This is a genomic window from Nocardioides sp. AN3 (genome assembly GCF_054653495.1).
This window is the reverse complement of record NZ_BAAIGC010000027.1, coordinates 36,608-54,609: the sequence shown is the minus strand read 5'-3', so window position 1 is coordinate 54,609 and position 18,002 is coordinate 36,608. Positions and strand designations below refer to the sequence as shown.

Below are 18,002 nucleotides of genomic sequence, written 5' to 3'. Positions count from 1 at the left end.
CCTAGGAGACCTTGGTCCGGCGATAGAAGGGGACTTCCTCTGGCGCCAACGGCTGATTGCCGAGGATCAGGTCGGCCGCCTTCTCCGCGATCATCATCACGGGCGCATAGAGGTTCGCATTGGGGATCCGGGGCATGACCGATGCGTCGACGACACGGAGACCGTCGAGACCGTGAACGCGCATCGTCTGAGGATCAACGACGGCCTGGTCGTCGGTGCCCATCTTGCAGGTCCCGCACGGGTGGTACGTCGTCTCGGCGTCTCGGGCCACCCACTCGAGAATCTCCTTGTCGGTGATGACCTTCGGTCCGGGCGACAGCTCTCCCCCCTTGTACGGCGCAAAGGCCGGCTGGTTCAGAAGTTCGCGCGTGAGGTGAACTCCTTCGATCCAGTCACGCCGGTCGCGCTCGGTCGACAGGTAGTTGAAGGTGAGGACCGGCGCCTGGAGCGGGTCCTTCGTCCGCAGCTTGACGTGCCCCAGCGACTCGGGCTGCTGCGGCCCCAGGTTGATCTGGTACGAGTGCGGAGTCGGCGCGGGCGTTCCGTCATTGCGCACCCCCAGCGGTAGCATCGTCAGCATCTGGTTCGGCATCGGGGCGTCATCGTTCGAGCGGACGAACCCTCCGGCTTCGAAGTGGTTGGTCGCCGCAGGTCCGCTGCGGCGTGTCAGCCACTTCAGGCCTGTGCTCGGCCATGTGCGCTTTCGAAGGATTCCCGCCATCGAGACCGGCTGCGTGCAGGCGTACATGACGAACGCTTCGAGGTGGTCCTGCATGTTCTCGCCGACGCCGGGCAGGTTCTCGACCACCGGGATGCCCAGCTTCGTCAGCTCCGAGGCATTGCCGACGCCGGAAAGCTGGAGGAGCTGCGGCGAGTTGAAGGCTCCCCCGGCCAGGATGATCTCGGAGCCTCGCACGATCGTCGTGCCGTGGCGCCGCGAGCGCAGCTCGACGCCGACCGCGCGATTGCCGTCGAAGGCCACGCGGCTGACGAGCGCTCCCGTGACGACATCGAGGTTCTTCCGGCGTTGGACGGGGGCGATGTAGGTCCGCGCGGCGTCGTACCGCTCGCCGTTCTCGATGTTGGAGTCGAAGGGCCCGAAGCCCTCCTGCCGGTAGCCGTTGACGTCTTCGACGACCTCGTGGCCGGCCTGGCGTGCCGCCTCGAAGAGAGCGCCGAACAGCGGGTTCTCCACCTGGTGACGGTGCACGGGAATCGGCCCCGAACGTCCCCGGTAGAGCCCGGTCGGGTCGCTTCCCACGAAGCGCTCGATGCGCTTGAAGTAGGGCAGGGTGTGCGCGTAACTCCACGACTCCATGCCAGGCGCCTGGGCCCATCCTTCGTAGACGAGCGGGTTCGCTCGCTGGAAGAACATGCCGTTCATCGTGCTGCAGCCACCCATGAGCTTGCCGCGGTAGTGCTCGATCCGGCGGTTCCCGAGCATCGGCTCAGGCTCGGACTTGTACTGCCAGTCGTAGAACCGGTGACCCATGACGAACAGGAAGGCGGCCGGAACCCTCACGGGATAGTCGAATCGGGAGTAGCGGTGACCCGCCTCGAGCACCAGCACGCGGCTCAGGCCATCCGCGGTCAACCGGTTCGCCAGCACGCAGCCGGCCGATCCTCCCCCGACGATGATGTAGTCATAGCTGTCGTGCTTCATGAGGTGCTTCTTTCCGATCCTGGATGCGGCGCGGCGCCGCCGCCGGGCGTGCTACCGACGTCCACTGAGATCTACCTTGGCGGTGCGGAGAGCAGTTCTCCATTGTGAACCTCACAAACGACTGGACCATGCTTCGTTCCGGTTCCTACGGGCCCTCTGCTCGCGGAACGAACTGCTGAGCGTCCCGTGACGGGCGCTCCGTCAGTGTGGGGACGACGCTTCGAACGCGCGCATGCTCAGCGGCGAGGTCGAGGTAGTGGTTCGCGTTGGCAACGATCTCCCGCCGGTCATCCTCTGTCGTCGTCCGTCGAACACGCCCGGGGACACCCGCGACGAGGGAGCCTGGTGGGACGTGCGTGCCGGGCAGGACGACCGCGCCAGCGGCGACGATCGACCCTCGACCGATGCGGGCCCCGTTCATCACTGTTGCCGACATCCCGATGAGGCACTGGTCCTCGATCGTGCATCCGTGGATGACAGCGCCGTGCCCGACCGACACGCCCGCTCCGATCGTCACCGGATAGCCAGGGTCACCGTGGACGACGCAGTTGTCCTGCAGGTTGCTGTTCTCGCCGAGGACGATCTGGGTGCGATCCGCTCTCACGACCGATCCATACCAGATCGAAGCGCAAGCTTGAACCCTCGCGTCGCCGACCAGGACAGCAGTGGGGGCGACCCAGGCGCCTTCGGCCACTGTCGGCGTGGTGTCGCCCATGGGAACGACCAGAGACGTCATGCAGTCGTCGCCGCGACGAAGTCGAGGAAGCTGCGGTTGAACTCCGCCGCCTCCGTCACGTGCGGTGAGTGCCCACTCTTCTCGAAGACGGTGAGCCTGGCGCCAGGCACCTGACGCGCGAACCACTCCATGCCCTCCAGGTCGTAGAACGGGCTGAACCGCCCGGTCACGACCCAGGTCGGGACGTCGATGCGCTGAACGACATCACGCCAGTCGGCCACGAAGTGGTCGAGGAGAAGTCTCTTCACCTTGTCGTGCTCGAACGTCTTCCACGTCCAGGACATCGCCGAGTCCTCCGGCACCGGCGGCTCGTCCCGCTCGCCCCAATCGGCGCGGAAGTGCACACAGTCGTAGACGTTGTCCCACGTCACCTTGCGCACGCCCCAGCTCCACTGCACGTCGTTCACGATCTTCGGCGACTGGTCGATGGCCACGAGACGTCCGATCCTGCGGCTCCCGGAGATCGCCAGCATCGCGAGCGACACCGACACACCCATCGAGTGGCCGACGAGAGTGACGTCGTCCAGCTCGAGCAGGTCGACCAGCTCGCGAAGGTCCTGACCCAGACGTGTCATGCGCTGCCCGTACACGGGCTTGTCCGAAGCTCCGTGGCAACGGAGGTCGAGGGCGACGACGCGGTAGCCGGCAGCCAAGAGCTCGTCGCGCTGGAACTCCCAGTGCGCGCGAAGTCCGTCGTAGCCGTGAACGAGCACGACCGGACGACCCTCGCCCTCATCGTCGTAGACGACGTGCACGCCGTCCGAGGTCGTCAAGGTCAGATCGGTGCCCCGCATCATCCGTCCGTTCTTTGGGTCGAGCAATGTCTTCAGGATGGCCGAGTGGTCGGGTGGTTTCTACGACCTCAGGTTGAAAGCTCGCGCACGGTGTCCCACGCCTTGTCGCAATCGACCCGTCCCGCTCCTGGCCGCCCGGAGCTGTCCTCCAGCTGACTGGCTGGTGTTCGCGGCGACAACAGGTCCACGAACACCAGCCAGGGTCCAGCGGTGATGAGTCACTGCCTCGTCGGGCAGGTGTCACCTCAGGCGAGCCACGTCTTCCGGAAGTCGAAGGCCGCGACCGTCCAGATGATCCCGTTGACCTTGGGCGACCGCGCGTACGCGGCGTCAGCGAAGACCGGGATGACGTAGCCGTAGGAGTCGCGCGCAGCCAGGTAGCCCTGCTGCGTCAGGCCGACCTGCTTGGTCGGATCGGTGCTCGACATGAGGTCGTCGACGGCCTTCTCGACAGCAGGATCCGAGTAGTGCGTTTCGGGCCAGCTCGCGTCCTTGGTGTAGAAGGCGTTGAATCCCACCGGCGGATAGAAGTTGGTCCAGTAGTCCATGAACGCCGGGGATGCCATCCATCCCTTCGTCCAGTAGGTGTCGCCGGGAAGCTGATCGAGCTTCACGTTGATGCCGGCGTCCTTGACGATCTGCTGCCAAGCCTGTGCGGCATCCACCATGCCGGGCACGGAGGCCGTCGTGCTCAGCGTGATGTCGAGCCCATCCGCGAACCCCGCGTCAGCAAGCAGGGACTTCGCCTTCGCAACGTCGTACTCCGGCTTCAGGTCCTTCGGGTACCACGAGGTGCCCGGGTCGATCGGAACGTCTGCCACCGCCTTGCCATGGCCCTGGAGCGCGGTCTGGACCATCTTGTCGCGGTCTGTCGCCAGCTTGAGCGCTTGGATGACTCGCGGGTCATCGAACGGCTTCTGTGTCTGGTCGAAGGCGAAGATCCAGGTGTTGCGGTTCTCGATCGTCTCGAGCGCGACGTTCTTCTGGCCCGTCAGGGTTGCCCAGAGAGACACCGGGATGGGATCGGTGACGTCGGTCGACCCCGCGAGTGCCGTCTGGACCTTGGCGCTCTGATCGGGAGTGATCGTCGCATTGATCCCATCGAGGTACGGCGCGCCGCCCCAGTAGGCGTCGTTACGTACGACCTTCCAGCCCTGGCCGGGCGACCAGCCGGTGAGCTTGTACGGCCCGGTACCGACCGCGGTCTTCCCGAAGTCCTTGGTCCCATCCTTGACAACCGCGCTGTTGGGCAGGTTGCCGAAGGTCTGCATGAGAGTGCCGTTGGGCTTCTTGAGCTTGAGCACCACCGTGTTCGCGTCGGGAGCGGACACACCGGCCGAGTCGAGGTACGGCGCGACGAAAGCAGCCACATGGCTCCCCGAGTCGGGGGCCAACCATCGTTTGATCGTGTACACGACGTCCTTCGAGGAGAAGGCGCTGCCGTCGTGCCACGTGACGCCTTCGCGCAGGTGCATCGTCAGCTGCGTCGCGTCGGCGTTGAGGTCCCACGACTTCGCGAGAGCAGGTTGCGCCTGGAAGTCCGCGTCGAGCGTGGCCAGCTGGTCGTAGATCGAGTTGGCATACACGTAGCTGCTCGTCGAGGTGGCGAGACCTGGGTCGAGGCTGTCGGAGCTGCTGCCGTCGCTGATCGACAGGCGGAGGGTGCCTCCCTTCTTGGGAGTCCCGCCTGAGTGCGACGACGAGGGCGAGCTGCTCGAGGAGCCGCCGCTACAGGCTGAGAGAAGGAGCGCCCCGAGACTGATGCCGCCGAAGGCAAGTGCCTGCCGGCGGGTGGCCTGGATCTTGAAGGCCTGGGTGGCGTCCGAATCGGACGGATCGTGGGGATACTGGGCCATGACGGCTCCTCCAGCTTCGGCGCATCGGACAACCGATGACGATTGAGTGGAACGTAGTAACGCGTCACCGATCGGGGTAATTGTGGGATTTCTCGACTCTGGTGGCGTCTTCCGTCGTTCCGACAACGTGATTCCCGTCACGCTGTGGACCACCGCTGGGGAGCTGTGACACGGCCCCGGGGCATGCAGCCCCCGGCGTCGTCGGGACGGGGGCGATCCGCGATGTCACGCGACGGGTGGTGCCTCGCCGAACCGGTCCAGACGGCCGGGGACGGCGCGCAGGTCGGTCGGGGCGAAGTCGACAGACAGCGACAATGCGCCGCTGCGGGCTCCGGCGCCATCGCTCGCGCCGTACGTCGGGATCGCCTTCACGAGCTCGCGGGTGTACTCGTCACGGGGTGAGTCGAAGAGCTGAGCGACGGGACCGGTCTCTCGGACGTTCCCATGTTGCAGGACGAGCGCTCGATGCGCGACAGCCCTGACCAGCGCTAGATCGTGCGACACGAACACCACGGACGTCCCGTGTTCAGCGGAGAGCTCGGAAAGGACGTTGATGATCGCCGCCTGCACGGAGACGTCCAGAGCGGAGGTGATCTCGTCGGCGAGGATCAGCTTCGGGTTGGCGACGAACGCCCTCGCGATCGCGACCCGCTGCTTCTGCCCACCCGAGAGCTCCCCGGGATATCGCCGAGCCACGGATCGCGGGAGGTTGACCTGGTCGAGGATATCGAGGACGCGCGCTTCACGGTCTCGACGGGACAGCTCGCGCTGGAACAGCTGCATCGGGCGCGCGACGAGACTGAGCACGTCGTGCCGCGGGTTGAGCGAGGTGTCGGGATTCTGGAAGATGATCTGCATATCCCGCCGGACCGTCCTGCGCCTCTTCGCAGCGTTCGGCGGCAACGTGGCGCCGTCGAAGGTGAGCGTGCCCGCGACAGGCGGGTGCAAGCCGGCGATGGTGCGAACCAGTGTGGACTTGCCGCTGCCCGACTCGCCGACGATGGCGAGCGTCTCACCCTGCGCGACTTCGAACCCGATCCCCTTGACGACGGGAGTCGTCCTGCCGTGCGAGCGGTACTCGCACCAGAGGTTCTCCACGGCGAGGAGTGGGCCGGTCAGCTCGACCACCCGAAGCTCAGACCGCCGCTCCCGGATCGTCAGCGCCATCTGCTCGTTCGCTCGGAGGCAGCGGACGCTGTGAGCGTCGCCGTGCTGCTCGAGTCTCGGACTTGTCCGGGTGCAGGCGTCCTCCACGAAGGCACATCGCGGCGCGAACGCGCATGCTCCCGCCACGACACCCTGAGGTGGAGCCCCGGGAATTCCCGAGAGCGCGGTCTCCCCCGACGGATCAGGCACGGCCGCGAGGAGCGCTTTGGTGTAGGGGTGCACAGGCTTCGCCAGCAGATCCGCAGCCGGTCCTGCTTCGACGACCTCGCCTGCGTACATGATGGCGACCTCGTCGCACGTCTCTGCCAGGAGCGGAAGGTCGTGACTCACGAGCAGGGCCGCGGTCTGGTGCTCGGCGATCACACGCTTGAGCAGCTTCATGATCCGCGCTTGGGTGGTCACGTCGAGGCCGGTGGTCGGTTCGTCGAGGATGAGCACCTCGGGGTTGCACGAGAGCGCGATGGCCAGGTTGATGCGCTGCTGTTGTCCGCCACTGAACTGGTGGGGGTAGCGTCGCAAGGCGGCCTCGGGATTGGGAACACCGACCTCTTCCAGGAGCCCGATCTGCCTGTCGTGGAGCTCCTGTCCGCGGATTCCGAGATGGAGCATCATCGGCTCGGCCAACTGCTTCCCGATCGTCAGTGCTGGCGTGAGCGTCTGCGACGAGGCTTGCGGCACGTAGACGACCTTGCTGCCCCACAGGCGCCGAAGCTTGAGAAGCGGCAGCTTGAGAAGGTCGATCTCCCCCAGTCGCGCAGTGCCGTTCAGGACTTCCATGCCGCCGGCTCGGTAGCCGATCGAAGCGAGAGCTGCGGTGCTCTTCCCGCACCCGGATTCGCCAGCGACACCCAGGACCTTGCCCCGACCCAATGTCAGGCTCACGCCTTTGACGACCGTGTTGATCGACCCATCCCGATGTCGGTAGCCCACTGACAGTGCGTCGACCTCGAACGCGAACGTAGATCTACTCACAGCATTGAATCCTTTGCGCTGTCATTGCTCACGTATCGGACCATCGAGTCGGCGATCAGGTTCAGGCCCACGGAGAGTGCCGCGACCCCGACGACGGGGGCAAGCGACGCCCACGGCTGAACCTGCACATATCCCAGACTGCTGGCGATCGACAGGCCCCAGTCCGAGGAGGGCGGTTGCGCTCCGAGACCGAGGAAGTTGAGGCTTGCCACGAAGATGACGCCATAGGTCACCCGGAGCGCCAGATCTGACATGACGGGCGCGAGGATGTTGGGCGATATCTCCCGCACGACAGTCGTCACCCGGCGCTCACCGCGCGCCCGAGCGGCCTCCACGTAGTCGGAGGAGACGACCGCCAGGGTGGTGCCGCGGGAGACCCGGCCGATCTGGGGCGCGAAGATCACCGCGATCGTGATCACGAGCACCGGGGTCGAGGACCCGAAGCCGGCGATCACGGCCATCGCGATGAGGAGCGGCGGAAGGGTCAGCAGGATGTCGAACACGCGGGCGACGATGGAGTCGAAGACGCCTCCGACGTAGCCGGCCGTCATGCCCAGGAACCCGCCGGTGAGCGTCGCCAGCGCAACCGCTGCCAGCGGCACCAGGAGCACCATCCGTCCGCCCGTCAGGAAGCGGCTCCAGACGTCGCGCCCCAGGTTGTCCGTGCCGAGCGGGTACCCGCCGCCGGGCGGTGACAGCGGCGGCCCGACGCTGAGCTGGTTCGGATCGTGGGGGGCCAAGGCTGGCCCGAACACGATGACGATGAGCATGAGGCCGACGATGACGAGCCCGATGCGACCTGCCCACGTGTGGGTGACCGGGCGAAGAAGGCCCCCGCGGCGGGAGCCGGCCAGCCCAGCATCGATCGTCGGGGTCACGGCTCCGCCACTCATCGCGCACCACCCTTCAGCCTGGGGTCGAGATACGCGACGATCGCGTCAGCCATGAGTCCGAGGCCGATGAACACGGCGCCGAGCAGCATGATGATGGCGAGCGCCATGTTCGCATCGCCCTGCGCGATCGCCTGGACCAGCAGCCGTCCGAGCCCGGGGAACGAGAACACGTTCTCCACGACGATCACGCCCCCCATCAGGTAGATGATGTTGATGGCGATCGCGTTGACGAGCGGCACGGAGGCAGAGCGCACGCCGTGCGTCCAGACGACACGTCGGCGGCGCAGACCGCGCAACACCGCAGTCCTCGTGAAGGGCGCGGCGAACGCCTCCCCGACGGATGCGCGAGTGATCCGCCACACGTAAGCCACGACACCGAGGCCGAGGGTCAGGGAGGGCAGCATGAAGGCCATCGCCTTCTCGCTCGCCGTTCCGTCGGTGATGGCGACGGACGTGACGGGGAACCAGCCCAGCTGCACGGCGAGCGCGACCATCAGTCCGAGCCCGATCACGAACTCGGGAAGCGCCGCCAGCACGGTCATGCCGACGAACATGATCTGGTCGAGGACGCCACGTCGTCGTGCCGCCGCGACACCGAGGGTGATCGCCAGTGGCACCGACCAGAGGAGGGTCAGCATGGCCAGCTCAGTGGTGTGCGCGAAGGCGGGCATGACGAGCGTCTTCACCGACTCACCGGTCAGCGTGTTGCCCCAGTCGCCCCGTACGAAGTGCCCCAACCAGTCCAGGTACTGAACGATCAGGGGTCGATCCAGGCCGTGGGCGGCCGCGTAGGCATCGACCTGTTCGGAGGTTGCCCCGTGCCCCAGCACGTTCTTCGCGATCTGTTCCGGCGAATGGTTCATCGCCACGAAGGCGATGAACGAGATCAGGAAGAGCGTGACGAGCGCCATCAAGATCTGGCGGACGAGGACGCCGACGCGTGCTCTCGTAGCTCCACGCGCCGTTGGCGTGGGCGCAGCCAACGGCTCCTGCGTTGGCGTTGACGTAATGACTGACACGATGCCGTTCCTCTACGCGTGCGGGCCGAACGGGGGATCCGCTGACCGCCCTCCTTCGGCCGGACGCCTCGGGGCACAGGTGCGCGCGGCGATGCTTTCGAGGGAGGGTCGATGACCACGGCCGACGCTAGTTCTCAGTGTTTCGCATCACACATTGTGAGAGTTCACGACTCTCGCGCGCTCGTTCGTTCATCCACCAACGGAGCGTCGGGGCTGCCGGCAGCTAGGGAACGGCGCCCTCAGCTTCGGGTGCGAGGCGACCTGCCGCGCAGGGCCTTCTCCATCCGCATCAACTCGAGTCCCACGTGAAGGGCCAGCCGCGTGCGGCCGTCGGCGAGGTCGAGACCCGCGAGTTCCTGGACCCGTCCGATCCGGTAGTAGAGCGTGGTGCGGTGGATATGAAGCGCATCAGCTGCGTCAGGGCTGGAGCCGCCATGGTCGAGGTAGGCCTGAACCGTGGCCGTGAGCTGGCCGTCGGCGTCGACCTCGAGGAGGCGCCGCAGCTCGTTCGGAAGCGCAGTGCGGTTGAGCCCAGCGGGTGGGATCCGGAGGAGGGAGGCGTAGGCGCCGAGGTCGTCCCAGAACACGACGGGATCCGGCATGAGCCCCTGTGCTGCCAGCGAGGCCAGTTCTGCCTGCTCGGCAGTCTCGACAGCACGGTCCAGTCCGTCGACCAGGCTGCCGACGCCCCCGACCCAGTGGAACCTCTGCGCACTGAGGTCGTTGACCCTCCTGACGATACGAGCAGCACGGTCCTCCAACACCTGCCTGCTCGCGGCGCGTGCAAGCCCGAGGAGGACGATCGCCGTGCTGTCGCGGACCGCGTAGAGTAGTCCCGCGCGAAAGTCTCGAGCCTCCGCTCGCAAGCCGCCAGCGAGGGCAGCTGCCGCATGGCCGCTGATCGTGGCTTTTACGTCGACTGCGGTGACGTGCAGAGCGACGACACGTGTGAAGCCTGCCACGTCGTGTCGCTCCGCGATGTCGGTCAGCGCCTGTCGACGGGTCACCGGGCGCGCGCTGACCAGGTCCCACAGAGCGTTCTCGCCGCCGGAGGTGTCGTCCTCGAGCATCGACTTCAGGTAGGGGGCCATGTCGGACGCCGCGGCCGTGATCTGGCTGAGCTCTGCCGTGGTGAGCGTGCTGTCAGCATCCATCACCATGAGCAGCCCCAGCAGCTCCGCACGCCACCGGATCGGGACGCACACCCGCGCTTTCATGCCGATCTCGGGGAGCGGTGGGATGACGCCGGCGGTCGTCCAGTGCGTCACGCCTTGTGCGAGCACATGCCCGAGGGCCTGGTCCCCACCCTGCCGCTGGAGCAGTGCCCGGACGCGGACGTCATCTGCGTCATCGAAATGACGGCTGCTCACCACCAGGCGGATGGAGCTGTCGTCGATGGCGACGGATCGATGAAGGCTCTCGGCCAGGGCGTCCACCGCTTGCTGCAGCTGCTCGATCGCCACTCGTCGAATCCTACGCAGAGAGGAGCTCAGGGCGTCGCCCCGTCGGCTCCGCTGGTGAATTGCCAACAACTTCCCCGGAAGTTTGTAAGAGGGCCAGTGGTTTGGCTCACATCCGCTCGCTGAGACTACAGAGACGGCCTGTGGACGGATCATGGGTCGTGACCATCAGCGTGAACGCCGCGTCGGCCCGCTGAGCGCCTCGATCGGACCCTATGAAAGGGGAGCCCTAGTGGCTACGTCAACGAGTCCAGGCCCCGGCCTCGCCGAGCACGGCCAGAGCAGCCCGAGGCTTCACGGCAACCTCGGAACGCTCGAGCTCTTCTTCAGCATCATGGCGTACAACGCACCGCTCGTCGTCGTGATCGGTGTGATCCCCGTGATGCTGATCGTGGGCAACGGCATCGGCACGCCGCTCGTCTTCGTGGTCTCCGGCATCATTCTCGCCGCCTTCGCGGACGGCTTCATCCGCATGTCCAAGGTGCTCCCCCGGCCGGGCGCGTTCTACTCCTTCATCACCGCCGGCCTCGGACGCGAGATTGGTCTCGGTGCCGGATTCACCATGCTCGCCTCGTACTTCGCCGTCGCCTCGGGCACCGTCGTGTTCGGCGGCATCGTGCTCGGATCCCTGGTGACCGACACCTTCCATGGACCCAGCGCGCCTTGGTACGTGTGGGGGGCCGTGTTCTGGCTGCTGACCGCGATCCTGGGCTACCTCAAGATCGATCTGTCAGCGAAGCTCACGACCATCCTCCTCTTCTGTGAGCTCGTGGTCGTCGCAATCTTCGACCTCGGCGTTGTCATCCACGGTGGTGGTCCTCACGGGCTCAGCATGGCCCCGCTGTCACCCAGTCACCTGTTCGACGGATCGTTCCCGATCGGCATGCTCTTTGCGATGGGTATGTTTGGCGGCTTCGAGGTTGCTGTGCTCTTCCGAGACGAGGTTCGCAACCCGAATCGGACCATCCCGTTCGCGACCTATGGCGTGATCGCGGCTGCAGGCATCCTCTACACCGTCACGGCCTGGCTGTTCATCAGCTCGCTCGGCGTAGACCACGCGATCGCCGCCGCCATGGCCGACCCCGAGGGCTCGATCCACGCCAGCATCACGGAGTTCGGCAGCAGGTTCACCGCGGACGCCGCCACCGTGCTCGTCAACACCAGCTCGTTCGCCGTCCTTCTGACGGCTCACAACGTCGCCGCTCGATACGCCTTCAACCTGAGCGCGGACGGCATCCTTCCGCGACGCCTCTCGGGTGTCCACAAGCGCCACGGCTCTCCCCACATCGCCTCTGTCGCAGTCACCGTCGCGACCGCGGTGATCCTGCTCCCGATCATCGTCCTGCACATCGATCCGTACGCCTTCTACGCGGCTGTCCTGGGCATCGCCTCGGTCACGGGTCTGTCGGTCTTCTTCGCGAGCAACGTCGCCGTGATGCGCTACATGCGGTCCGTCGGTAGTCGCGAGAGTGCCCTGCATCGAGTGGTGCTGCCGGTGCTTGCAGCGATCGGTCTGGGCGCAACGCTGGTGCTCGGGGTGAAGAACTTCAACCTGCTGACCGGGGGATCCCAGGCTCTCTCCAACGCACTTCTGGTGGTGGTCGTCGCGATCTTCGCGGCCGGCTTCGCGATGGCCGTCGCGTACCGGCGCGCCCGACCCGAGGTCTACGAGCGGATCGGGCGTCAGTGACCTGGTTCGCCCTGACATCTGCCAGCTAGGCCGAGAAGCCCGCGATGCGAGGTCCAGCACCACGGACGGTCGGGAGGACGTTGATGAGATCGCGACACCTCACCCACTTCGGTGTGCTGGAGGCAACGTCGGACGGCAGGTCACTGACGGACGTCACCGGGTGGAGTGGCGACCCTGATCCCCGGCCGATCATCCACAACGTGGCCAGTAGCCAGCACCATCCCGCCCGTATCCGCCGTCCGGCCGTTCGGGAAGGCTGGCTGGAGCGCGGCCCGGGCCGAGGCGGTCGCGGCGACGAGCCGTTCGTCGAAGTCAGCTGGGATGAGGCGTTGGACCTCCTGAGCGCGGAACTGCGTCGGGTCTATCAGACGTTCGGCTCCTCTGCGGTGTACGGCGGCTCGTACGGCTGGTCGAGTGCGGGACGCTTCCATCACGGCCAGAGCCAGGTCCACCGGTTCCTCAACTGCCTGGGTGGCTACGTGGCCGCGGCCGGCGACTACAGCTACGGCACGTCGGGGGTCCTCCTCCCCCATGTCGTCGGCACGGGACCAAGCGGTGTGATGGACCAAGCCACCACGTGGGACGTGATCTGCGCACACACCGAGCTCTTCGTCTCGTTCGGCGGGCTGTCCGAGAAGAACTCGGCCTCGTCAGGCGGCGGCGTCTCCCGCCATGCCACTCGTTCTGAGGTCAGCCGAGCTCGGGCAGCCGGATGCACGTTCATCGACATCACGCTGATCCAAGACGACACCTTCGCCGAGGCCGGGGTCGAATGGATCGCCCCCCGACCAGGGACTGACGCGGCGCTCATGTTGGCGCTTGCGTTCACACTGGACGCGGAGGGCGCCGCAGACGTCGAGTTCCTTGATCGTTACACCGTCGGCTACGACCGCTTCATGAGCTACGTCCGCGGCGACGTCGACGGCGTGCCGAAGTCACCGGCGTGGGCATCGGCCATCACCCAGGTCCCTTCCACGACGATCGCGGACCTTGCACGCCGCATGGCCCGGTCGCGGACCATGCTCAACCTCAGCTGGTCCATGCAACGGCAGCCTCACGGCGAACAGCCGATCTGGCTCGGCGTCACGCTCGCCGCGATGCTCGGCCAGATCGGCCTCCCCGGCGGCGGCTTCCAGCACGGGTACGGAGCAGTGGCGGATGTCGGGCTCCCGCAGCGCGTTCTCAGCCCACCAAGCCTCCCGCAGGGCCGAAATCGGGAGCCAGCCTTCATCCCGGTCGCCCGCATCGCTGACATGCTGCTCAACCCGGGCAGCGTCATTCCGTACGACGGGACGACGCTGACGCTGCCCCGGATCGAACTCGTCTACTGGGTGGGCGGAAACCCCTTCCACCACCATCAGGACCTCGCCCGGCTGCGCCGTGCCTTCCAGCAGCCCTCGACCGTCGTGGTGCACGAGCAGTTCTGGACCAGCACCGCCCGGCACGCTGACATCGTGCTCCCTGCCACGATGACCCTCGAGCGCACGGACTTCGGTTCGGGGCGTCATGATCCTCACTTCTTCCCCATGCCTGCCTTGACGGCACCCGCAGGCGAGGCGCGGGACGACTACGCGATCTTCGCGGCCCTCGAGGAACGACTCGACCTGGTGGAGTCCTTCAGCGAGGGCAGATCAGTCGACGAATGGCTCGAGTTCCTCTACACGCGATGGAAAGGCCGCCTGTCCGAGCTCGGGCACGAGGTGCCGGAGTTCGCCGACTTCATGACGTCCGATCACATTCAGATCCCGGTGCGCAACCCGCAGCAGGTGCTCTTGGCAGACTTCCGAGCAGATCCCTCGGCCCACCCGTTGCAGACGCCGTCCGGACGCATCGAGATCTTCTCTGAGGTCATCGACTCCTTCGGATACGACGATTGTCCCGGTCACCCGGTCTGGCTGGAGCCGCAGGAGTGGCTCGGAGGCCTTGATCAGCGACACCCCCTGCAGTTGATCTCGAACCAGCCCAGGACGCGACTGCACAGCCAACTCGATGTCGGCACGACGAGTCAGGCGAGCAAGATCGCTGGTCGCGAGCCGGCGCGGATGCACCCTGCGGACGCGGAGGCGCGCGGTCTGCACACCGGCGACGTCATCCTGATCAAGAACGACCGTGGCTCGTGCCTCGCGGGGCTCATCGTGTCGGATGCGATCCGGCCGGGCGTCGTACAGCTCTCGACCGGCGCCTGGTATGACCCTGATCCGCTCGATCCGTCCTTCTGCCATCACGGGAACCCCAACGTGCTGACGGCCGACCGGCCCTCTTCTTCCCTCTCCCAGGGCACGACAGCGCAGCACGCCCTCGTCGAGGTGACGCGGTGGGACAGCGTCCTTCCGCAGCTCACCGTCGACAAACCCCCACGCTTCGTCGAGCGGAGCCCTGCTTCGGGCTGCGCGCGACCGAGCGACTAGTCGAAGGGACCTCAATGATGGGTGGCACACGTCTTGCCGTGGTGACCGGCGGCGCCAGTGGGATCGGCGAGGAGGTCGTACGTCGCTTGGCACAGCTGGACATGTCGATCGTCATCGTCGACCGCAATGCCTCGGCCGCGGACGCGCTGGTCTCCGAGCTCGGTGACAGCGGCGTCGACATCGGGGCCCATGAGCTGGACCTTCTGGTCCCCGCCGAGATCGACGACTTCTGGTCCTTCGCGCGCGATCGGTTCGGTCGTTGCGACGTCCTCGTGAACAGTGCCGGCATCGCCACGCTCAGACCCCTCTCGGACGTCGGTCTCGACGAGTGGAACGCCACTCTGGGCGTGAACGTGACCGGGCCGCTCCTGATGGCCAAGGGTGCAGCGCCGTTGATGGCGAAGCACCGCTGGGGTCGCATCGTCAACGTCACGTCGGTGAGTGGATTCAGGGCTGGGGTCGGGCGCACCGCCTACGGCAGCTCCAAAGCAGCACTCACGGGTTTGACCAGGCAGTTGGCGATCGAGCTCGCCGCCGACGGCATCACGGCGAACGCCGTCGCCCCCGGACCGGTCGAGACTCCGTTGGCTCAGAAGGAACACTCGCGGGCCACCAGGGAGGCGTATCACCGGCTGGTCCCGATGGGCCGGTACGCCACCGCCGGCGAGGTCGCTGGCGCCGTTCTGTTCCTGTGCTCGGAAGAGGCGGGCTACATCACGGGGCACACTATCCCGGTCGACGGAGGATTCCTTGCCGCTGGAGTGCTCGCCCTCTGACGTTCCGGCCGAGATCCTGGCTCGCTCGCTAGCTGTGATGCCCAGCCACGTCGTGGCTGGAGTGGTGGGGCAGTCCGTCGACCACGAGCTGATACGAGCTCTGAACGAGTTCGTCGACCAACGTTCTGTCGACGTCGAGGCCACCATGGATCGTGATCCAATGACGCTTGTTCATGTGGTAGCCAGCGGTGATCGCTTCGTGGGATCCACGCAATGCTGCGCTCAAGTCGGGCTCACACTTCATGATCGCGACCGGCTCGCCCGGCACGTCCGTGAGCAGCAGGAAGACCTTGCCCCAGACCTTGAACACATCCCAGTCAGGGCCGAAGGGCTGCCCGAGCGAGGTCGCCGGGAGGGCGAGCGCTGTACGCCGCGCAACCTCCTGGAGCTTGCGGCCGTCCATCACCGCCTCCCTTCTGACGTCCTGCTCCCGTTCACGGGCACTCAGATGCACTGACCCGCCGGCGAAGCTCGCTCGACGCTCAGAGGCAACGGGCTGAGAGTCCGCCGTCCACAGGGAGGCAGACGCCGTTGACGTACGCCGCAGCGTCGCTGGCGAGGAACACGGAGGCGTTGGCGACGTCCCAGGGACTACCCATGCGACCCGTGGGGCTTGCCGCATGCCGGACAGCAAGCGCGTCCGGGTCCGCGGTGATCTGGTTCGAGACGAGCGGCGTGTCGATCAGCCCAGGCAGGACCGCGTTGGCACGGATGCCTCGCGCCGCATACGTCAACGCCAGCGACACGGTGAACTGGTTCACCGCCGCCTTGGTCGCGTTGTAGACGGGATAGGTGTAGCCGGTGTCTCGAATGCTCGCGACGGACGAGACGTTGACGATGGCACCGCGGCCGGCCTCGAGCATCATCGGAAGCACGTTCCGGACGCTCAGGTATGCGCTCGTGAGGTTGAGGCGGACTGCGGACTCCCAGGCGTCGAGCTCCAGCTCGAGTACGGAGCCGATGCGGGCGACACCGACGTTGTTGTGCAGGATGTCGGGACCGCCGAGCTCGCGCTGCGCCCGGCGAATCGCCTCCACGACCTGGCCCTCGTCGGTCACGTCTGCCGTGATCGCGATCGCGCTGCCGCCAGCGACGCCGATCTCCTTGGCCACTCGCTCGGCTTCGCTCGCGTTGATGTCGACAACCGCGACTTCAGCGCCTGCCAGGGCGTACGCACGAGCGGCTGCCTCGCCGTTGCTCAGAGCGGCGCCGGACGAACCCGCTCCGAAGACGATCGCGGCCCGGCCGCGAAGGTCGTGCCGAGACCGCCACTCGTCGTCGTGAGCCGCCTGACGGCCGTCCGGTGCCTTGCCGGCCGCGCTCACCGCTGTCTCGCCAACCTGCATTCCCCGACACCGCCCCTTGAGTGTTCCCAACCAGCCAGGTCGATCGCATGCGATAGATCATGCTGGCCTGTCCGATGATCTGTAGTCCTACGATGCTCGTTCTCAGGTCGCAGGCCTACGGTCGCTCGACGAGGGCTGCGTCGCCGACTTGCTCGCATTGTCGAAGAGGAGGCGCGAGCAATCGACAGTGGGGCTGTCAGGTGGCCCGATGGTGAATCCGGCTCCACACTGGCCTCGGTCCTTCCTTCGGTCACCAGGGTGCTACCTGGTCACGGAAGATCCACCGCAGCGTTTCGGGGAACACGGCGCCGCCATGGCGAAGGCTGTGCCCGCCGTTGCCGAACACGAACTGGGAATCGTAGCGGCGGTACCTCAGCGAGGCGTCGAGGTCGCGGTTCGCGATCGGGATGTTGCCGAAGATGACGTCCACGTCTCGCGAGCCGGTCTGGTGCCAGATCCTGATCGGCTTGCGAGGGGTCTGGCGGAACATGGTCGGCAGCTGGTGCGCACCTCTGACATTGATGAAGCTCCCGCAGTGGGAGATCACATTCCCGAACTCGTCCGGGTGATGGAACGCCGCCGTCACCGCGCAGGCGCCGCCGGAGCTCATTCCACAGATCACCCTGCCCATCGGGTCGTTCGTCAGCCGCACCTTCCTCCGGACGACGGGGAACAGTTCCTCGACGAGGAAGCGTCCGTAGTCTCCGTTGACCACGTCGTACTCGATGCTGCGGTTGTGGTCGCCACCGAAGTGCGGGTAGCCGGGACCCGTCTCGCCGGGGCATACGAACAGGCCCGCCGTCATCGGGATCTCGCCGCGGTGCACGAGATTGTCGAGGACCGTGGTTGCGCGCACGAGCTCGCCGACATAGTCGCGACCGTCCTGGAAGACGGCAAGGTTCACCGACTCCGCGTCCTCGGCACCGTGAGGGAGGTAGAGGTAGACACTCCTCGCAACGCCGGGATAGACGGTGTGACTGGTCCAGCGGAAGTGGAAGTACTTTCCTTGCACAACGCCCGGCTGCGGCAGCGAATCGGCGCACAGGCGGTAATCAGAGACCACGTCGTCGGCCAAGGTGTAGGCCGCCAGGTCCTTTCCGGAGATATGGTGCGTTGCCTGGAAGTCCGCCAGGTCAGCGTCAGGGTCCACCTGTCCGTGTGAAAGCTCCACGAGCTCGAGCTCGGTCGTCTCCACTTGAGAGTTGATCACCTTAGAACCTCC

At 66.3% G+C, this 18,002-nt stretch carries 14 protein-coding genes; 3 read left to right on the top strand and 11 right to left on the bottom strand.

Annotation, left to right across the window (positions count from 1 at the left end; all coding sequences use genetic code 11):
- Window position 1 precedes the first annotated feature (1 nt).
- The 8 genes from ACYQ1K_RS22130 to ACYQ1K_RS22095 all read right to left on the bottom strand — a co-directional run bounded on the left by ACYQ1K_RS22130 (window position 2) and on the right by ACYQ1K_RS22095 (window position 10,563).
- Complete coding sequence (locus ACYQ1K_RS22130; RefSeq protein ID WP_459985477.1) at window positions 2-1,663, bottom strand: choline dehydrogenase; 1,662 nt, start codon at window positions 1,661-1,663, stop codon at window positions 2-4.
- Window positions 1,664-1,808: 145 nt separating this feature from the next.
- Window positions 1,809-2,267, bottom strand: a complete 459-nt coding sequence (locus tag ACYQ1K_RS22125; RefSeq protein ID WP_459985476.1) for a gamma carbonic anhydrase family protein — start codon at window positions 2,265-2,267, stop codon at window positions 1,809-1,811.
- A gap of 128 nt (window positions 2,268-2,395) precedes the next feature.
- Window positions 2,396-3,196, bottom strand: a complete 801-nt coding sequence (locus ACYQ1K_RS22120) for an alpha/beta fold hydrolase (protein ID WP_459985475.1) — start codon at window positions 3,194-3,196, stop codon at window positions 2,396-2,398.
- Window positions 3,197-3,438: 242 nt separating this feature from the next.
- A complete protein-coding gene (locus tag ACYQ1K_RS22115) occupies window positions 3,439-5,049 on the bottom strand; it encodes an ABC transporter substrate-binding protein (protein WP_459985474.1) in 1,611 nt (536 codons plus the stop codon).
- 225 nt (window positions 5,050-5,274) lie between these two features.
- The gene (locus ACYQ1K_RS22110; RefSeq protein WP_459985473.1) at window positions 5,275-7,188 is read right to left on the bottom strand and encodes a dipeptide ABC transporter ATP-binding protein; all 1,914 of its coding nucleotides are present in this window, start codon (window positions 7,186-7,188) and stop codon (window positions 5,275-5,277) included.
- Complete coding sequence (locus ACYQ1K_RS22105; RefSeq protein WP_459985472.1) at window positions 7,185-8,081, bottom strand: ABC transporter permease; 897 nt, start codon at window positions 8,079-8,081, stop codon at window positions 7,185-7,187. Before ACYQ1K_RS22105 ends, ACYQ1K_RS22110 begins: the two co-directional genes overlap by 4 nt.
- Window positions 8,078-9,100 (bottom strand): ABC transporter permease, encoded by a 1,023-nt coding sequence (locus ACYQ1K_RS22100; protein ID WP_459985471.1) that lies wholly within the window; start codon window positions 9,098-9,100, stop codon window positions 8,078-8,080. Before ACYQ1K_RS22100 ends, ACYQ1K_RS22105 begins: the two co-directional genes overlap by 4 nt.
- A 239-nt stretch (window positions 9,101-9,339) precedes the next feature.
- A complete protein-coding gene (locus ACYQ1K_RS22095; protein WP_459985469.1) occupies window positions 9,340-10,563 on the bottom strand; it encodes a PucR family transcriptional regulator in 1,224 nt (407 codons plus the stop codon).
- A gap of 229 nt (window positions 10,564-10,792) precedes the next feature.
- Between ACYQ1K_RS22095 and ACYQ1K_RS22090 the strand changes: the two genes are divergently transcribed.
- The 3 genes from ACYQ1K_RS22090 to ACYQ1K_RS22080 all read left to right on the top strand — a co-directional run bounded on the left by ACYQ1K_RS22090 (window position 10,793) and on the right by ACYQ1K_RS22080 (window position 15,434).
- Window positions 10,793-12,250, top strand: a complete 1,458-nt coding sequence (locus ACYQ1K_RS22090) for an APC family permease (RefSeq protein ID WP_459985468.1) — start codon at window positions 10,793-10,795, stop codon at window positions 12,248-12,250.
- A gap of 83 nt (window positions 12,251-12,333) precedes the next feature.
- Window positions 12,334-14,658, top strand: a complete 2,325-nt coding sequence (locus ACYQ1K_RS22085; protein WP_459985467.1) for a molybdopterin-dependent oxidoreductase — start codon at window positions 12,334-12,336, stop codon at window positions 14,656-14,658.
- A gap of 17 nt (window positions 14,659-14,675) precedes the next feature.
- Window positions 14,676-15,434: an SDR family NAD(P)-dependent oxidoreductase gene (locus ACYQ1K_RS22080; protein ID WP_459985466.1), complete on the top strand. Its 759-nt coding sequence runs from the start codon at window positions 14,676-14,678 to the stop codon at window positions 15,432-15,434.
- A 28-nt stretch (window positions 15,435-15,462) separates the two neighbouring features.
- On the opposite strand, the gene ACYQ1K_RS22075 is transcribed toward ACYQ1K_RS22080, so the two are convergent.
- The 3 genes from ACYQ1K_RS22075 to ACYQ1K_RS22065 form a co-directional block, all read right to left on the bottom strand.
- Window positions 15,463-15,837, bottom strand: coding sequence for an MmcQ/YjbR family DNA-binding protein (locus ACYQ1K_RS22075; protein WP_459985465.1), 375 nt, complete (start codon window positions 15,835-15,837; stop codon window positions 15,463-15,465).
- A gap of 79 nt (window positions 15,838-15,916) precedes the next feature.
- Window positions 15,917-16,780: an SDR family NAD(P)-dependent oxidoreductase gene (locus tag ACYQ1K_RS22070; protein ID WP_459985464.1), complete on the bottom strand. Its 864-nt coding sequence runs from the start codon at window positions 16,778-16,780 to the stop codon at window positions 15,917-15,919.
- 250 nt (window positions 16,781-17,030) lie between these two features.
- The gene (locus tag ACYQ1K_RS22065; protein WP_459985463.1) at window positions 17,031-17,990 is read right to left on the bottom strand and encodes an alpha/beta hydrolase; all 960 of its coding nucleotides are present in this window, start codon (window positions 17,988-17,990) and stop codon (window positions 17,031-17,033) included.
- Between the last annotated feature and the right edge of the window lie 12 nt (window positions 17,991-18,002).